The sequence below is a fragment of the Streptomyces sp. NPDC015532 genome, from assembly GCF_043078065.1.
Taxonomy (GTDB): Bacteria; Actinomycetota; Actinomycetes; order Streptomycetales; family Streptomycetaceae; genus Streptomyces.
In genome coordinates, this window is record NZ_JBIBSY010000023.1 from 67,905 (window position 1) to 85,059 (window position 17,155).

Annotated in this window: 12 protein-coding genes; 9 read left to right on the forward strand and 3 right to left on the reverse strand. The window is 67.8% G+C overall.

Going from position 1 to position 17,155, the window contains the following annotated elements:
* Positions 1-71: 71 nt before the first annotated feature.
* On the reverse strand, positions 72-1,910 hold the full coding sequence (locus ACF07B_RS39930; protein ID WP_392182551.1) for a glycoside hydrolase family 15 protein: 1,839 nt from the start codon (positions 1,908-1,910) through the stop codon (positions 72-74).
* 20 nt (positions 1,911-1,930) lie between these two features.
* Positions 1,931-5,590: an ATP-binding protein gene (locus ACF07B_RS39935; RefSeq protein WP_392182552.1), complete on the reverse strand. Its 3,660-nt coding sequence runs from the start codon at positions 5,588-5,590 to the stop codon at positions 1,931-1,933.
* A 964-nt stretch (positions 5,591-6,554) separates the two neighbouring features.
* On the opposite strand from ACF07B_RS39935, the gene ACF07B_RS39940 reads away from it, so the two are divergent.
* The 7 genes from ACF07B_RS39940 to ACF07B_RS39970 are packed head-to-tail and all read left to right on the forward strand — an operon-like array spanning position 6,555 to position 14,542.
* The gene (locus ACF07B_RS39940) at positions 6,555-8,483 is read left to right on the forward strand and encodes a GMC family oxidoreductase (protein ID WP_392182553.1); all 1,929 of its coding nucleotides are present in this window, start codon (positions 6,555-6,557) and stop codon (positions 8,481-8,483) included.
* Positions 8,480-9,592 carry a ferritin-like protein gene (locus ACF07B_RS39945; protein ID WP_392182554.1) on the forward strand — a complete coding sequence of 371 codons (1,113 nt, stop codon included), beginning with the start codon at positions 8,480-8,482 and terminating at the stop codon, positions 9,590-9,592. Before ACF07B_RS39940 ends, ACF07B_RS39945 begins: the two co-directional genes overlap by 4 nt.
* Positions 9,589-10,113, forward strand: a complete 525-nt coding sequence (locus tag ACF07B_RS39950; RefSeq protein WP_392182555.1) for a hypothetical protein — start codon at positions 9,589-9,591, stop codon at positions 10,111-10,113. Before ACF07B_RS39945 ends, ACF07B_RS39950 begins: the two co-directional genes overlap by 4 nt.
* The gene (gene iolE, locus ACF07B_RS39955; protein ID WP_369481601.1) at positions 10,110-11,024 is read left to right on the forward strand and encodes a myo-inosose-2 dehydratase; all 915 of its coding nucleotides are present in this window, start codon (positions 10,110-10,112) and stop codon (positions 11,022-11,024) included. Before ACF07B_RS39950 ends, iolE begins: the two co-directional genes overlap by 4 nt.
* 2 nt (positions 11,025-11,026) lie before the next feature.
* The gene (locus ACF07B_RS39960) at positions 11,027-12,022 is read left to right on the forward strand and encodes a sugar phosphate isomerase/epimerase family protein (RefSeq protein WP_392182581.1); all 996 of its coding nucleotides are present in this window, start codon (positions 11,027-11,029) and stop codon (positions 12,020-12,022) included.
* Between the two features lie 17 nt (positions 12,023-12,039).
* Positions 12,040-12,867: an MBL fold metallo-hydrolase gene (locus ACF07B_RS39965; protein ID WP_392182556.1), complete on the forward strand. Its 828-nt coding sequence runs from the start codon at positions 12,040-12,042 to the stop codon at positions 12,865-12,867.
* A gap of 19 nt (positions 12,868-12,886) precedes the next feature.
* Positions 12,887-14,542 (forward strand): alpha-keto acid decarboxylase family protein, encoded by a 1,656-nt coding sequence (locus tag ACF07B_RS39970; protein WP_392182557.1) that lies wholly within the window; start codon positions 12,887-12,889, stop codon positions 14,540-14,542.
* Positions 14,543-14,601: 59 nt separating this feature from the next.
* On the opposite strand, the gene ACF07B_RS39975 is transcribed toward ACF07B_RS39970, so the two are convergent.
* Positions 14,602-15,726 carry a PLP-dependent cysteine synthase family protein gene (locus ACF07B_RS39975; protein ID WP_362403096.1) on the reverse strand — a complete coding sequence of 375 codons (1,125 nt, stop codon included), beginning with the start codon at positions 15,724-15,726 and terminating at the stop codon, positions 14,602-14,604.
* Positions 15,727-16,066: 340 nt separating this feature from the next.
* On the opposite strand from ACF07B_RS39975, the gene ACF07B_RS39980 reads away from it, so the two are divergent.
* Positions 16,067-16,390 (forward strand): hypothetical protein, encoded by a 324-nt coding sequence (locus tag ACF07B_RS39980; RefSeq protein ID WP_392182558.1) that lies wholly within the window; start codon positions 16,067-16,069, stop codon positions 16,388-16,390.
* 214 nt (positions 16,391-16,604) lie between these two features.
* Positions 16,605-17,120: an ATP-binding protein gene (locus ACF07B_RS39985; protein WP_369481598.1), complete on the forward strand. Its 516-nt coding sequence runs from the start codon at positions 16,605-16,607 to the stop codon at positions 17,118-17,120.
* Positions 17,121-17,155 lie beyond the last annotated feature (35 nt).

Below are 17,155 nucleotides of genomic sequence, written 5' to 3' on the forward strand. Positions count from 1 at the left end.
AAAAGGTGCCTATTCGCGCACAACCGCACCGGACCCCGGCCACGCGCGGCGCGCAGTCCGCCGGGCCCGGGCTACCGGCCGTCGAGCGCCTTGTCGAGGGTGAGGGTCGCGTCGATGAGCGCGAGATGGGTGAACGCCTGCGGGAAATTGCCGAGTTGGCGGCCCGTCAGGTCGACCTCCTCCGAGTACAGGCCCAGATGGTTGGCGTACCCCATCATCTTCTCGTACACCAGTCGCGCCTGGTCCGTCCGCCCCGCCCGGACGAGGGCGTCGACGTACATGAACGTGCAGAGCGAGAAGGTGCCCTCCGAGCCGCGCAGGCCGTCGGGCGACGCCTCCGGGTCGTAGCGGTAGACGAGGCTGTCGCTGACCAGTTTCCGCTCGATGGCGTCCAGGCTCGACGCCCAGATCGGGTCCTCGGGGCTGACGAACCCGACCGTGGACATGCGCAGCAGCGAGGAGTCCAGTACGTCGCTGCCGTAGTGCTGGACGAAGGCCTGCTGCTGCTCGCTCCATCCCTTGGACAGGACCTGGTCGTAGACGGCGTCCCGCTCGGTCTGCCACCGGCCGTACGAGGACGGCCAGCCCTTCGCCTCGGCGAGGCGCAGGGCGCGGTCGAACGCCACCCAGGACATGACCCGGCCGTAGGTGAAGTCCTGGCGCCCTCCGCGGGTCTCCCAGATCCCCTCCTCCGCCTGGTCCCAGTGGTCGGCCAGCCAGTCCAGGTTCTCCCGCATGGCGGTCCACCCCGCGTGTCCGATCTGGAATCCGTGCTGGTGCGCGAAGTGGATGCTGTCCAGCGCCTCGCCGTAGATGTCCAGTTGGAGCTGGGTCGCGGCGCCGTTGCCGATCCGTACCGGCGCGGAGCCCGCGTACCCCTCCCAGTGGTCGAGGACCTGCTCCTCCAGGTCGGCCGAGCCGTCGACCTTGTACATGACGTTGAGCGGGCCCGTGGTGCCGCTGTCGCCGGCCCGCTCCTTGACCCGGTCGCTCAGCCAGGCGATGAACGCCCGGGCCTCTTCGGTGAAGCCCAGCCCCAGCAGCGCGTACACGGAGAAGGAGGCGTCACGGATCCAGGTGAAGCGGTAGTCCCAGTTGCGTTCGCCGCCCAGTTGCTCCGGGAGAGCCGTGGTCGGGGCGGCCACCAGGGCGCCGCTGGGTGCGAAGGTCATGAGCTTGAGCGTGATCGCGGAACGCTCCACCATCTCGCGCCAGCGCCCGGTGTAGCGGGACTGCGCCAGCCAGGAGCGCCAGAACGCCACGGTCTGGTCGAAGAGCCGCTGGTACCCGTCCAGGCGGATCTCGGTCGGTGGCCCCTCGTCGCCCATCTCCAGTACCAGCCCCCGCTGTTGACCGGCCCGCAGCGTCACCGACAGGCGCAGGTCGCCGTCCTGGTCCGTGAGAATGTCGAGGAGTCGCTCGTCCTGCGGTTCACGGATGGGGTGCATGGTGAGTTCGGTGCCGTCCTCCGCGGTGAAGACCGCCCCGTGCTCCGTGATGTGCGCCTCGTGCTTCGCGCGTCCGTAGTCGAACCGCGGGGCGATCTCCACCTGGAACGTCATGGTGCCGCGCACACAGCGGACCAGACGCACCAGACGGTGGCGCGAGGTGACCGTCGTCCCGGTCACGGGCATGAAGTCGACCACCTCGCCGGCGCCCGCCTCGGTCATGAACCGTGTCACCAGGATCGCCGTGCCGGGCAGGTACAACTGCTTGGTGGCATGCGTCGGATGCGCCGGCCGGACCGTGCAGTGACCGCCCTTCCCCTGGTCGAGCAGGGCCCCGAAGACACTGGGCGAGTCGAACCGTGGGGAGCAGAACCAGTCGACCGTGCCCTCCGTGGTCACCAGCGCCGCGGTCTGCAGATCGCCGATGAGACCGTGGTTCTCGATCAGTGGGTAGCCGTCCATCACAGCGCCCCTTTCGGTCGTCAAAGAAGGTGTTCGTCGTCGTCGGTGGCCTTGCGGTTCCGGTTGGCCATTTCCTCCCAGAAGGCGTGCAGTTCCCTGACGGGGACGCTGACCCATGGCGCGGTGTGCCGGCTGACGGCCGGCAGATGCCCGCGGAAGCGGCTGTGCAGAAGAGCCTGTTGCTGCCGGCAGAACAGCTCCGCCACCTCCGCCTGCGCGTTTCCGGCCTTGGGGGGATAGGGGCACAGACGGAACTCGCACGGCGACGTGCAGGTGGTGCGGGATTCGCCCTTCTCGGCCCGGCCGATGCTGCGTTCGGGGTGGAGCAGGCCGCGGTCGTGGGTGAGACAGTGCGGGAGACCGGGCTTGTTCGAGAGCTTCAGGCGCTCCTCGATGTCGTCCGGACTCCCGTTGCCCTCGGTGAGGTTGCGCAGGACCATGACGTCGGCGAGAAGGCGTTGCGCCCGAGGGTGCAGGCTGCTCCAGCCGACGGACGGGGAGATCCACAGGTTGTGCTTGCGGTAGCGGTCCGGATCGGCCGGAGTGGAACCGACGCTGTCGCTGATCTCGTTCTCGTCGATCCAGATGAACCGCTCGGGATGTCCCGTCTCCAGGGCCAGGGTCACCAGATCACCGGCCTCGGCGATGAACGGGTGGAGGACCCTTTCACCGTGGCGCTGGTACGCGGCGCCGATGTGGGCCGGGGTCTGCTCGTGGGCGCTGCCGGCCATCGCGAGCCATCGGGTGACCGACCTGATGGGTTCCGTGGGGCCGCTGGATGCCGCGTCGTCGTCCTTCGTGAGGCGGGTGGCCTGTGGTGCGGAGCGGCTCCGCCGGTTCGCCGCTCCGGCCCCGGGGGCGCGTCCGATGGTGTCGGGAAGCTCCCACAGGCACAGCGCCTGGAGCAGACTCAGCTGCGCGTACCAGGAGCGACTGCTGGTGAGCATCTTCTCCGCCTGCTGCACCAGGTGGGCCCGGGTCTCCTCGTAGGCCGCCGGGTGCCGTCTCCTGCGGTTCGCCGCGTTCTTGAAGCCCTGGGCCAGAGCGTTCTCCAAAGAGAGCGGCATGAGCGGATTCTGCTGTCCGGTCTGGGTGGTCAGAGTGCGCAGCCACAGGCTCAGCCGTTCCTTGGCCTCGTCACGGTACTTCTCGGAGACAGACCCGACGGCCATGGGAACGAGCCAGGCCCGGAGGCTGAAGTGGCGCCACCAGGTGGTCCGGCACTGCTCGTACTCCCGCACCATCCAGTCGTGCTCCCGCTGTCTCTTCTCCACCGCCTCCGGGCCGGCGGCGGGGTCCGGATCTTCCTCATTGAGCCAAGCGGTGTAGTCGCGATCGAGTTTCTGTTTGGCGTCACGGATCTTTCCCAGGTACTGGGATATGGGATCGGATCCGAGGGGGAATTCCGCGCGCAGTTCCTGGAAGGCCGCGTCGCCACCGGCGGCGATCTGATGCGCGATCGCGATACGGACGGCATGAGAGGGCTCATGCGTGCCGATCTGGAAGAGATGCTTGTAGGGAAGCGTCGGGCGCGCGGGATCCTGTCCCGAACATCCGGAGGGGGGCCGAATCGCCTTGTTGCGGCGGTCCCGTTCACGCAGAGCGGCTCCGAAGTTCCGCACCAGTCTCAGCTTCGCACTCTCGATGGTCCGCTGATCGCCTCTGATGTCGAGGCCCGCCCATTGCTCGTCGAGCTCATGGGCCAGTTTGTCCTGTATAGGCACCGGATCCACACAGTCTATTTCCAGGGCCGCGGCGTACAGGTCGAAGTACTTCGCGTCATGCCGGGCCGCGGCGGCGTTGCTGAGCAGCTCGGCCATCTTCGGCGACGCCGTGTGACGGTTCCGGGCGCGAGTGGCGCGCTGCGCGGCGCCCGACCGGGGTGCGAGGGGAGCCGCCCGGTGACGTGAGAGCAGGACCAGAGCGATGAGCAGTTCCCGCGACGGACCCGGGCTGTGAAGCGCGGGTTCGACGACCGCCGCGAGCTTGTCGTCGGGCACCTCCCTCAGCAGGCGATAACCCATGTACGCCTGGAGGATGCTGTGCGGGAAACGAACCTTGTTCTTGCGGCCGTACACCAGTCCCAGGAGTTGTCCGTTGGCGGTGTGTCTCGCCAATTCGGTCCGGCACTCGTTGGGGTAGTCCAACGTGTTGAGCCAGTGTGCCGACCCGCCGATCTTCCGGCACATCACACCCCAGATCGCGTCGCGTTGCGCCGGGGAAATGGCAAGGCGGGTTCCGTACTGCTGCGGAGCCTCCGGCGGTCCCTGCCCGCTTCCCTGGGACTGCGCGCGGCTGCGCAGGTCGTTCGCGTGCACGCTGACGAAATCGTCGAACGTGACCTCGATGCTGTCCTGCAGGAGTCCCAGGCAGGCCATGGCCGACACGACCCACATGGTCTCGCGGCGTTCCTCGCGGCCCATCACCAGATCGTCGAATATGCGACCGTCTTCAATGGCCTGCCGATAGGTGTTGAGGAATCCGAGCCGGAGAGTGGAGCAGTCGTTGCTCCGGGTGTCCAGGCGATCCTTCTCGTCGCGGAGGGTGAGGTGATCCAGCAGCCCGCACTGCTGCAACAGGCGGGCGATCCGCAGATAGATCGGCGATTCCACGACCTTCGCGGTCTCCACCACCCAGTCGAGTCGGCGTTCGTCCAGCTCGCCCGGTTCCCGTACCAGATATTCCAGGGCCGCTTCCTCGCTCAGCGGTTCCATGTCGGCGATCGCCGCCCGGGTGCCCTCCAGGGGCGTGTGCGGGCGCGAGGCGATGACCAGGGGCAGCTTCTGGCGGTCCGCTCGCTCGATCGCCCGTCGGATGATGTTGTCGCGGTCCTCCTGGTACTTCTCGTCGAGAAGGGCCTCTTCCAGACCGTCGGCGATCACGACGACCTTGCCGTCGAGCCTGAGCTGCCGCCACGTCTTGTCGATGTTGCTGCCGGCGAGCACTCCCTGGTCCGCTTCCTCCGCGAAGCGGCGCCGCGCCATTTCCTCGAAGTCGAGTTCGCCGTCGCCCTTCATGTCGCGCAGACTGATGGGCACCGGAACGGCGGACTGCTGCGCCAGCATCCGAGTGAGTTCCACCAGAACGGCCGTTTTACCGACGCCAACACCGCCGACGAGCAAATAGGGCTTTCGGGTTTTACGGTTGCGGAGTGTCTGGGCGATGACCTGGGACAGTTCGTGCCGCCCGACGATCCGGTTGCCGAAGGTCCCGGCCGTGGAGACCAGCTCATGCGGACGCGTACGCGCCTTGTCCATGAGCGGCTTCTTGGTCTTGTGGTACCAGTAGAGAAGGAAGAACGTCAGAATCAGGGAGCCGGTGAGGACAGGGCCCGCGATGTGATTGACGGCGTCGAACCACGGGGATTCCAGCACATTGTTGTACTGCGATTCATTTCCTTCCTGGAAATCATAAACGGCCACTCCCACCCAGATGAAAAGCAGCACCGTCCCGATGATGGCGTACGCGCGCAGCATGGGACCGAGGGAGAACATCCCGGGGCGCCAGCTGCGAGCCGCGGCGATACTCTTGTGCGCCTCCCTCTTCGTCCTGAACGTGCGCCATTCCTTGCGGGTCGCCCCTGAGATCCGGGACCACCACCGTCTCGGGTACAGCGTGTACCAGGGGGCGTTGTGCGGCCGTTCCTTGCCGTCCGGACGGCGGATCACCTTGGTGGGCATGAGGACGTTCCCTCCGCGCTGCACATCATTGACGGGACGTCATGCGAGCGCCGGGTGTGGACAGATACGGAGACCAGCGGGCTGTGGTCGTGGCACCACGCATCACGAGCGTGTTCTCCGCCCCGCATCGCCACAGCGCGATATCGCCGCCCCGCGTCGAGGTCGCCTGCCTCGCGAATATTCCCCTGGCACGCAGGCCTTCAATTCCATGAAAGCACTGGCGGGGAAGATCGCAACACGACCGCCGGCCGGCCGTGGGCGGCCCCTGATCACCGGGGGCACAGGCGGGGACCGTCTCCGGAATGGGGTGCGACCGAGACGCGAGCCGGGCGGCGACGGGCTCGTGCCGCGGGTCGGCGCGCAGAGGTTTTTTTCCGTTAGAGAAAGGGCAGTTGGGCGGCTGGAGCCGACCGGGCACCGTCGATCGTTTGCCCGGGAACGCGAGCGGTGGACGTCCACCAGGTGGACGGCGCGGGCGTGTTGGGCGTGCGGAACGCCCTGACTGCCCACGGTGACCCAACGCGAGGTGCAGGAAATTGTGCGTGGAAAAGGTTTCCTGAGGCTCCTTCAGCTAGCTCGGGATCGGGGCGCGGCGTGAGGCGAACGCCCCCGGCACATGCGGCGATCTTGATGGTTCGCGCGTATCGTTGCTGACGCGACAGCGGCTTGTGCGCCGCGTCAGCAGCAGCGAAACCAACGCGCAGCTCGACCATCGAAGTTGCCATGAACAATCTGCGCTCTCTTGCGCCGTTCATCGGCTCGCTCGCGCAGAATCCCCCACCTACCCGTGACGGCAGCCCGTGGACCCACTCGGCGTCCACAGCGGTCCTCGGTCGCCGGGCGACGTTCACCATGTGTCCGCCACGCACGTTCGGGCCGAGGCGTGCGACCGCGGCCGGCCGACTCGTACCCAGGTCGCCACGCCGGTCCCGGCCGCATCTGGCAGCGGAGGAGTGACTGTCCCATGTACGCGAAGTTTCCCAAGGGGGCGGCGAACCGCACCGACCCCGGGGCGGCGGCCGAGGTGCTCTACGACGCCGTCGTCGTCGGTGGCGGGATCTCCGGCGCTCTTGTCGCCCTGCGGCTGAGCGACGCCGGCAAGAAGGTGCTGCTGCTCGAAGCGGGCCCGGCCGAAGACCTCACCCTCAGGGGCTACGAGCGCTACCTCGACCGGTTCTACTCAGCCGTCAGCAAGGACAACCAGGCACCCTATCCGGCCTCCGCCAATGCCCCGATGCCCCGCGGCACCGACGCGCGGCGCATCACCCCGGGCGAGCCCGACGCCTCGGCCTACCTCGTCCAGAGCGGGCCCTTCGCCACCGACACCACCTATACGCGGGTCCTCGGCGGCACCACCATGCACTGGGAGGGCAAGGCGCTGCGGATGCTGCCCGAGGACTTCCGGATGCGGACGCTCTACGGCGAGGGGACGGACTGGCCGCTCGGCTACGACGACCTCGCCCCGTACTACAACGAGGCCGAACGCGAGATCGGCGTCTCCGCCGACGTGGAGGACCAGGCCTACCTCGGCATCACCTTCGACGAGGACTACGTCTTCCCCATGAAGGGGCTGCCCCTGTCCTACCTGGACCGGACGGTCGCCAGGGACCTGGACGGGATGCCGGTCGAACTCGACGGGGAACGGCGGGAGTTGCGGGTCCGGCCGTTCCCGCAGGGCCGGAACGGGATACCGAACCCGGCCTACGACGGCGGGCAGGGGTATGTGCCGCGCGGCGCGGTGAGCGCGTACCAGGTCGAGGTCGGCGAGCGGTGCCAGGGCAACAACAACTGCGTGCCCCTGTGCCCGGTGCAGGCCAAGTACAACGCCGGCAAGACCCTGGCTCTGGCTCTCCAGAGCGGCCGGGTCGACCTGGTGGCCCAGGCGGTGGCCCACAAGGTGCACGTCGACGAGGCCACGCACCGGGTGACCGAGATCGAGTACCGCCGCTACGACCGGCCCGACAGCCCCGGCTTCACGACGATGAGAGCCCGCGGCAGGCTGTTCGTCCTGGCCGCCAACGCGGTGGAGAACCCGCGGCTGATGCTGGCCTCCGGCCTGCGCGGTTCGAGCGGCCTGATGGGGCGGAACTTCATGGACCACGCCTACCTGCTCGCGTGGGCCCTGCTGCCGGAGGTGGCCGGCACCTTCCGCGGCACGATCTGCACGGGCGGCATCACCGATATGCGCGGGGGCCGCTTCCGCAGCCGCCAGGCGGCGTTCACCGTCGACATCCACAACGACGGCTGGGGCTGGGCCCGTGGTGCGCCGATGACCGACCTGACCGGCCTGGTGGACTCCGGCGGCCGCTACGGCGAATCCCTCCGCCAGGGCCTGGTGGACCGGGTGTCCCGCCAGTTGCAGCTCGCGTTCATGGTCGAGGTCCCCGCCGACCCGGGCAACCGGGTCACCGTGAGCCCTGACCACACGGACAAGCTGGGCAACATGCGGCCCGTCCTCACGTACAACGTCCCCGAATACACGATGCGGGGCGTGGCGTACGCCCGGCAGCTGTCGAGACGGATCTTCGCCCGGCTGGGCGCCGAGGACCACACCGCGTACGACCCGGACTTCTGGGGCTACGCCGTCCACGACGGCGAGGGCTACGAGATCCGCGGCGGCAACCACCTCGCCGGCACCCACGTGATGGGCCGCGACCCGTCGACCTCGGTGGTCGACGCGGATCAGCGGTGCTGGGATCACGAGAACCTCTACATGGTCGGCGGGGGAAGCATGCCCACCGTGGGCACCTCGAACGTGACGCTCACCCTCGCCGCCCTGTGTCTGCGCAGCGTCCGGGCCATGCTGGCCCAGCTCGACTCCGAGACCGCGCCGATCACCATCACCTCCGACGAGCGCCGCGCGGTGCCGACCTCGGAGGAGGCGACCTCATGATCGCGTCGACCATCGAGAACCGTGACGACCTGGTCGTCTACCTCAACGCGGCGCTGGCGCTCGAGCACGCGACCATCCCGCCGTATCTGACCGCGTACTACTCCATACACTCCGGCACCAATTCCGACGCGGCCCACATCATCCGGGTGACCGCGGTGGAGGAGATGCTGCACCTCACCCTCGCCGCCAACGTCCTGAACGCCATCGGCGGGCAGCCCGACCTGACCCACCCCGGCTTCGTGCCGTCCTATCCGGCCCATCTGCCGGACGGGGAGGACGACTTCACCGTCGACCTGCGGCCCTTCTCCCCCGAGGCGGTGGAGACGTTCTGCAAGATCGAGCGCCCGGGCAGGGCCCCCAGCGCCGACTCGCGGCTGGTGAAGTCGACGGACCCGAGGACCCGGTTCCTGGTATCCAGCCCCACCGCACAGGAGATGCGCTTCTACAGCATCGGCGAGTTCTACGAGGAGATCATCGAGGGGCTCGAAAAGGTGGCGGCCAACGATCCCGCGCTCTTCCACGGGGATCCGGCCCGTCAGGTGGGCCCCGAGTACTTCTACTCCGGCGGCGGGGCCATCACCGTCGTCACCGACCTGAAATCGGCACAGCAAGCGCTCCGCTTCATCGCCGGCCAGGGCGAAGGCCTCGATTCCGGTATCTACGACGCGGACGGGGAACTGGCCCACTACTACCGGTTCCGGCAGCTCCAGCTCGGCCACTATTACCAGGTGGGCGACCATCCCGACGCACCTTCGGGGCCTCCCCTGAGCATCTCCTGGGACGACGTGCACAAGGTGAAGGTGAGTGTCCGGCTGGCCGACTATCCGGCGGGATCGGAACTCGCCCGGGTCGCCCGGGACTTCAACGCCGACTACGGGGCCTTTCTCGCGCTGCTCACGGAGGCGTTCAACGGACGGCCGGCCCTCTTGCAGGAGGGCGTCTGCGAGATGTTCCGTCTGCGCGACGGGTTCAACCGGCTGGTGTGCAACCCCCTGCCGGGCAGCGGGGGCCTGCACGCCGGTCCCACCTTCGAGATTCCGGCCGCGGTCGGACCCGACCCGCAGGCCCTGTCCGGTGCCGGCGGGACAACCCGGACGGTGACGCGATGACCGCCCCGTCGTTCGAGAGGTTCCTCTTCCTGTCGGTCGACCTCACCGCCTTCGAGGAGACCGATCTGCTCGGCACCGGCATGGCCCACACGTACCTGGCGAAAGTGCGGGCCGCCTGCGGCGACGAGGTCGTCACCGCCCTCCTGGACGCCCACAGGGCGGCCCGGGACGACGCGGCCGGCGACACCGGAAGCCATGCCCGGAGCCCGCTCGACCGGGATCTGTTCGACCGGGCGCTGCGCCACCGGATCTTCGGCGACGACCGGCTCGGCCCGGTGGCCCGCAATGTGATCAAGCTCTGGTACGCCGGGATGTGGTACGCGCTGCCCGCCGATTGGACCGATCGCTACGGGGCCCAGCCGGCGGCGGAAACGTCCACGGTGACCGCCGCGGCCTACCAGGAAGGGCTGCTGTGGCGGGCCATCGGGGCCAATCCCCCCGGCGCCAAGGCACCCGGATACGGCTCCTGGGCTCAGCCACCCCGCATCGCGGACCGCTACCTGAAAGGGGCGACGAGATGACGGACACCCTTCACCGTCTCAGCCCGGACAAGGTGAAGCTCGGCGTCTGCTGCACCCTGTGGTGGAACGACGACTTCCCCGCCATCGACGCCGGCATCTCCTTCGGCCAGGCCGTGAGCGACATGGCGCTCGCCGGCTTCCAGGGGTGCAGCATCGGACACAAGTACCCCTCGGACGCCGACGAGCTCAAGGCCGCCCTCGATCTCCGCGGTCTGAGTGTGTCCGAGCCCTGGACGAGCACGTACTTCACGATCGGCAGGATGCGGGAGAAGACGGTCGCCGCCTTCGAGGAGACACTGGCCCACATCAAGGCCCTGGACGGGACCGAGCTGGTCGTGGCCGAGTTCGGCGCCTCCTCGCACCTGCTTCCCGTGGACGTGTTCGCCAACCGCCCCGTCTTCACCGACTCCCAGTGGGACGCCTTGACCTCGGGCCTGAACGAGCTCGGCGGGATCGCCGCCTCGGCCGGGCTGAAGCTCAGCTATCACCATCACATGGGCACCGGCGTCATGACGCGGGCCGACGTCGACCGGCTGATGGCCTCGACCGATCCGGAGCTGGTCCATCTGCTGCTCGACACCGGCCACATGGCCTTCGCCGGCGACGATCCGCTGGACCTGGCCCGGGCCTACGCCGACCGCATCGGCCACGTCCACCTCAAAAGCGTCCGGCCCGAGGTCGTGAGCCTGGTGCGGGAGGAAGGCCTGTCGTTCCAGGAGGCCATCCAGCGCGGCGTCTTCACCGTGCCCGGAGACGGCGGGATCGACTTCCGGCCCATCCTCGAAGTGCTGGCAGCCGCCCACTACCAGGGGTGGCTGGTCGTGGAGGCGGAGCAGGATCCGAACAAGGCCGTGCCGCTCGAGTACGCCAAGAAGGCCCGTGCCTACCTCGCCGACATCCTGGGCTGGTGACCATGAACGACAAACTCGGACGAGACGTCTTCTTCAGCTTCTTCATGTTCACGGCTGATCTGCGGCCGGAGGACGCGGGGTACAGCCGGGTGCTGATCGATCACCTCAAGGCCCTGACCGACATGGGTTACGACGGCTTCGACGTGCATGTCGCCGCTCAGCGCACGAGTGTCGATCACAAGCTGGAGGTCGACCGTTACGCGGGCCTCAGGAAGGCATTCGAGCGGGCGGGGCTCGGGGAGGTGAAGTTCACCACCAACGTCGGGACCACGCGCACCTTCGATCCGACCTCTCCCTACGAGGAGCAGCGCGGGCAGGCCCTGTCCTACCTCAAGTCACGCGTCGACATCACACGCGTCCTGGGCGGCGACTCGATCATGTCCGGGCCGTTCATCTACCCCTACGGGGTCTTCCCGCTCACGGACACCGATGAGCCGATCTGGAGCGACGCCCTCCAGGACTGGATGAAGCCCCGTTACGACGCGGCGCGTTCCGTCTTCGAAGAGCTGCTGGAGTACGCCGCGGCGCGCGGGGTGAGGCTCGCCGTCGAGCCCGTCAAGAGCTGGGAGACGCCGCCGCCCAACATGGTCTCGGAGGTGCTGGACTTCCTCGAGGGCCTCGACCACCCGCAGGGTGGCGTGACGATCGACACGGCGCAGGTCGTGATGGAGAGCCAGGGTCCGTCGGTCCTCAGGAAGAACGTCGCGAGAGCGACACGGCAGGACCGGCTCTACTACGTCCACGTCTCCGCACCCGACCGGGGGGCGGTGAAGGACAGCTGGATCCCGTGGGACGTCCTCTCGCGCGAGATCGAGCCGGTGTACCGCGGGCCGTACCTGATCGAGGTGTTCAACGCGATCCCGCCGTTCGACCGTTCCATGCGCATGGCACGGCGGCGCTTCTGGCGACCCGGCGAGGACGACCCGGTGCCCGGCGGGGACAGCGCCTACGACGTCGCGCGGGCCGCGTTGGAGGAGCTGCGAGAGAAGACCACCTAATCGGAAAGGGGACTCCCGTGCTGGCTCAGGTGTCGGATCCCATCACCATGGTCGTGAAGCAGACGGGTGACGTCCGTATTCACACCTTCGTCGCGTCCTTCGCGGGCGGCAACATCGCGAACGCCACGCATGTCATCGAGACCAAGAACCAGCTCGTTCTCGTGGACGGGCAGTTCCTCGCCCCCTACGCGACAGCGTTCAGGGACTACGCGGACAGTCTGGGCAAGCCGATCGAGAGGCTGTACCTCTCGCACCGGCACCCGGACCACTGGTTCGGTCTCGGGACGGCGTTCGGCGACATCACGGTCTACGCGTTGTCCGAGACCATGACGTTCATCCACGAGCACGGTGAGGACTCGAGAAGTGACCACTGGAAACTCGGCGACCTCGCTCCGGAGCGCGTCGTCGTTCCCGAACAGGTCGCCAGTGCCGGTGAAGAGAAGATCGACGGGGTCAGGTATGTCTTCGACCGGGTGACCGACACCGAGATCGACTACCACCTCACCATCAGGCTTCCTGAACTCGGCGTGTATTTCGCTCAGGATCTGATCTACAGCGGCACCCATCTGTATCTGACGAAACACATGGACCACTGGACTCGGGTCCTGCGGGAAATTCTGGTGTCGGACTACGAGTTGTTCCTGCCGGGCCACGGTCTGCCCGCCGACAAGAACGAAGTCGCCCGCAACATCGAGTACCTTTCCGCCGCTCGGCAGGCCATCGGCGACGGGCTCACAGGCGACGCCTTCAAGAGCTTCATGCTGCAGCGGTATCCGGAGCGCAAGTGCCCCGGGATCTTCGACATCTACATGCCCCGGCTGTTCGGCGGCGCGAGCGACTACTGACCACGGAGGTGCTTCAACCATGACCGAGAGTTGCACTGTAGGACGGTATCTGGTGGACCGGCTCCGCCAACTGGGCCTGGAGCACCTGTTCGCCATCGCGGGAGACTACTCGATCGAATGGCTGAACCGGTACGTGGCGCCGAGCGGCACGCAGATCATCGAGGAAGTCAATGAGGTGAACGCCGGTTACGCGGCGGACGGATACGCGCGGCTGAGGGGAATCGGCGCGCTCTGTGTCACCTACTCCGCGGGCGCCCTGTGCGCCGTGAACGCGGTCGCCGGAGCCTACGTCGAGAAGGTGCCGCTCGTCCTGATCAACGGCACACCGAGCGTCAAGAAGACCATCACCTTCGAACAGACCGGCTTCAGCGCGCACCACTTCATCAGCGGACGGGAAACGGATCTCCAGTCGTTCGAGCACCTGACGGTGGCGGCCATACGGCTCGACAATCCGGACCTCGCGCCGACGCTGATCGATTACGCGCTGACCCGGTGCATCAGCGAGCGGCGCCCGATCTACATCGAACTGCTCCAGGACATGGTCGACCTGGAGTGCGAGCCGCCGAAGGGCGTTCTGAAGCCGGTCAGGGTCCTGTCGGACGAGACCAGCCTGGAACAGTCGGTCGCTCGGATCCGCGCACAGCTCGAAAGCGCCGAGAATCCTCTCATCTGGCTCGGCGTGGAGATCGACCGTCTCGGCCTTCAGGACAAGGCCATGCGGCTGATCCAGGAACTGAACGTCCCGTTCGTCACGGAACTCCTCAGCAAGGCCGTCCTTTCCGAGGACGACGCGCTGTTCGTCGGCGTGCTCGACGGCCAGGCGTCGTCGAAGGTCGTGACGGATCTGGCCGGCACGTCCGACTTCGTCCTGGCGCTCGGTGTGTGGCTGACGGACATCAACTCCTTGGGCTGGGAGCCGGATTACGACAAGACCGCGTTCGCGTCGTTCGACGCGGTCAAGTTCGGGACGTATTTCGGCGGGCAGGTCGCGCTGGAGCACCTGATCGACGGGATCCTGGCGGAGAAGATCGCGCCCAAAGAACGGAAGCTGCCGGAAATCCCGGCTCGCAGCGCGCCGGCCGTGGAAAAGGCCGATGTCATCACCTACCAGGGGTTCTACGACTACATCCAGCAGTACGTCGACAGGAACACCATCGTCGGAGCCGACGCGAGCATGAACTACTTCGGGAGCCTGCTGCTCGATGTGCCCAGCCCGGGAGGGTTCGTCGTCCAGTCTTCGTACTCGTCGATCGGCTACAGCGCGCCGGCCGCGACCGGCATCTGCCTGGCGAAGGCCCCCGACCAAAGAGTCATGGTCTTCTCGGGTGACGGCGGCTTCCAGATGACGGCCCAATGCCTGTCGACCCAGACCCGGCTGGGGCTCGATCCGATCATCTTCGTCATCGACAACGGCGTCTACGCCGTGGAGCAGTGGCTCGCCGACGCGGCGGTGTTCCACTCCGACGAACCGTTCTACAAGCCCTGTGAGCTGCACCGGTGGAACTACAGCAGGCTGGCGGAGGTCTTCGGCTGCCGGGGATGGGAGGTCGGCACGTACGGCGAGCTGGAGGATGCCATGAGGGATGCCCTGGAGTACTCGACCGGTCCATCCATCGTCCAGGTACGGGTGCCCGGGAAGACGATCCCCGACAACGCGAACTGGAAGGCCCGGTAGCGGGACGGCTGCTCCTCGCTCCGGAGCGCGACGAGGGCACACGAGGGGCCCTTCCGGGCTCAGGCCGGCCAGACGCCCGTCTCCAGCAGGGAGTTGATCGCCGTCATGTACGGCGCGATGTCCAGGCCCTGTTCGGCCAGCCACGCGTCCGAGTAGTACTTGTCGAGATAGCGGTCGCCGGGGTCGCACAGCAGCGTGACCACGCTTCCCCTGCGCCCCTCGGCCACCATCTCGGCGACGATCTTCAGGGCGCTCCACAGGCCGGTGCCGGTCGAGCCGCCCGCCTTGCGGCCGATGGCCTGCTCCAGGGCGCGGACCGCGGCGACACTCGCCGCGTCCGGCACCTTCATCATGCGGTCGATCGCCCCGGGCACGAAGCTCGGCTCGACGCGCGGTCTGCCGATGCCCTCGATGCGCGAGCCGCGGTCGCAGGTGACGTCCGGATCGCCGGTGATCCAGCCCTCGAAGAAACAGGAGTTGTCCGGGTCGGCGACACAGATGCGGGTGTCCGCCTGCATGTAGTGGACGTAGCGGGCGAGGGTCGCCGAGGTACCGCCGGTGCCGGCCGTCGCGACGATCCACGCGGGTTCCGGGAATCGCTCAAGGGCCAGTTGGCGGAAAATGGACTCGGCGATGTTGTTGTTCCCGCGCCAGTCCGTGGCCCTTTCCGCATAGGTGAACTGATCCATGTAGTGGCCGCCGGTCTCGGCCGCGAGAGCGACGGACTCCGCGTAGATCTTGCGCGAGTCGTCCACGAAGTGGCACTGCCCGCCGTGGAATTCGATCAGCCGGCACTTCTCGGCGCTCGTCGTGCGCGGCATGACCGCGATGAAGGGCACACCGACGAGGCCCGCGAAATAGGCCTCGGACACGGCCGTCGAACCGCTGGACGCCTCGATCACCGGGCGGCCGGGCCGGATCCATCCGTTGCACAGGCCGTACAGGAAGAGCGAGCGGGCCAGCCGGTGCTTCAGGCTGCCCGTGGGGTGGGTCGACTCGTCCTTCAGGTACAGGTCGACACCCCACTCCTCGGGGAGCGGGAAGCGCAGCAGATGGGTGTCGGCCGAGCGGTTGGCGTCGGCCTGGACCTTGCGGACGGCTTCTTTGAGCCAGCTCCGGTACTCCGCGTCACTGCGGTCGACATCGAGGGTCTCACCGGTCCGGATCGGCTGGGGAGTGCTCACGGGAAGGCTCCTAACGCGTGGCGCCGACACCGCTTCGACTGGTCGGACACCTCGATCATAGGCACCTTCGGCACGCTCCTCACCTGCATAAACACACCTTTGAGCGGCCCAAAGAGGTCCCTGGGGGGACGCCGGGAATCCGCATCCGGGGATCAGGGAACCCGGACCGAGGGGGGCGCATCCCGGCCTTTGCTCCCGTCACCCCCACCACCTCGCCATACGCACTGGTGCTCGGCGCGACCTGCGGGCAGACTGCACCGCGCGGGGCGGTCGCCCCCGACGTGAACGCACACTGGGCCACGACAGGGCACAGCCGGAGCCCACAAGGGGGCGGAGCATCATGGCGGAGCCGGAGTTCACGGCCACGGGCGTGCGGATCGGCAAGAGGCTGCGTTCGCTCACCCGGGCCGGACAGGTCAGGATCAGCGACGGCAGGCTGGAACTGCTCACCAGCTACGGCAGCGAGATCGACAGCGCGCCGGTGCAGGCGGTGCGCGCCTCGAAACCCTGGTTCGCTCACGAGGACCGGGCGTTGGCGGATGTCAACGGCACGCGGTACTCGCTCACGCTCGGCGAGCACGATCCGGCACCCGGCCGGCCGGGGCCCCCGTCGGCGCGCCGCTTCATCGAGGCGGTCCGCAAGGCGGCGGGACACGGCCGCTGAGGTGCGCCGACCGCACCCGCCCCACGTCCTGAAGCAGCGCGAGTTGCGGGACCGTGGCCCCTGAGTCACTCTGATGTCACATCACTCTGGGTTCACCGGCGATAACGCTGCGAACCAGCCCGCCGGTCGTCACAGCAGGCGGCCGTTCCACTCAGCCACTCTGCTGGATCCGATCTCCGCCTTCTTCCGGACCTCAATTCGGGGAGTCGCAGCCGTGATCAGCCAGCCAAGCAGGCATTGCACGGTGGAGCTCCAAGCCCTGCCGTCGCGGATCGGCCAGGTCCGCAGAATCGTCTCTGCGCAGTTGCGCTACTGGCATCTGGACCCCTTGATAGACCGGGCCGCGCTCGGCGTGACCGAGCTGTTGTCGAACGTCCACCGGCACGCCCAGCCGGACAAACTCTGCACCGTGGAGATCGAGCTGCTGCTCGACCGGCTCACGGTCTCGGTGCACGACCACGACCCCCGGCTTCCGGTGATACGCGAAGCCGACCCCGGCTCCACCTGCGGACGCGGCCTCGCCATGGTCGCGGCGGTCAGCGAGAGCTGGGGTGTGCGCCCGGACGGCGAGTCGGGCAAGGTCGTATGGTTCACGCTTCCGGCGTCCACCCCCGTGGTGACGGCATCGCTGCGTCCGCCGTACGAGGCCGCGAGCGAGGTCACGCTCCGGCACACCGTCGACGTGCTCAGGCCGGAACACGCTCCCGCCCGGTCGGCCGTTGCCGGCTGACCGGGCGGTGACCCCCCTCCCGTACACCGCTCGCT

What these genes read in the sequence shown, in the direction of transcription:
- ACF07B_RS39930 (WP_392182551.1), bottom strand. Translation starts at nt 1,910, where the DNA reads ATGGACGGCTACCCACTGATCGAGAACCACGGTCTCATCGGCGATCTG.
- ACF07B_RS39935 (WP_392182552.1), bottom strand. Translation starts at nt 5,590, where the DNA reads ATGCCCACCAAGGTGATCCGCCGTCCGGACGGCAAGGAACGGCCGCAC.
- ACF07B_RS39940 (WP_392182553.1), top strand. Translation starts at nt 6,555, where the DNA reads ATGTACGCGAAGTTTCCCAAGGGGGCGGCGAACCGCACCGACCCCGGG.
- ACF07B_RS39945 (WP_392182554.1), top strand. Translation starts at nt 8,480, where the DNA reads ATGATCGCGTCGACCATCGAGAACCGTGACGACCTGGTCGTCTACCTC.
- ACF07B_RS39950 (WP_392182555.1), top strand. Translation starts at nt 9,589, where the DNA reads ATGACCGCCCCGTCGTTCGAGAGGTTCCTCTTCCTGTCGGTCGACCTC.
- iolE (WP_369481601.1), top strand. Translation starts at nt 10,110, where the DNA reads ATGACGGACACCCTTCACCGTCTCAGCCCGGACAAGGTGAAGCTCGGC.
- ACF07B_RS39960 (WP_392182581.1), top strand. Translation starts at nt 11,027, where the DNA reads ATGAACGACAAACTCGGACGAGACGTCTTCTTCAGCTTCTTCATGTTC.
- ACF07B_RS39970 (WP_392182557.1), top strand. Translation starts at nt 12,887, where the DNA reads ATGACCGAGAGTTGCACTGTAGGACGGTATCTGGTGGACCGGCTCCGC.
- ACF07B_RS39980 (WP_392182558.1), top strand. Translation starts at nt 16,067, where the DNA reads ATGGCGGAGCCGGAGTTCACGGCCACGGGCGTGCGGATCGGCAAGAGG.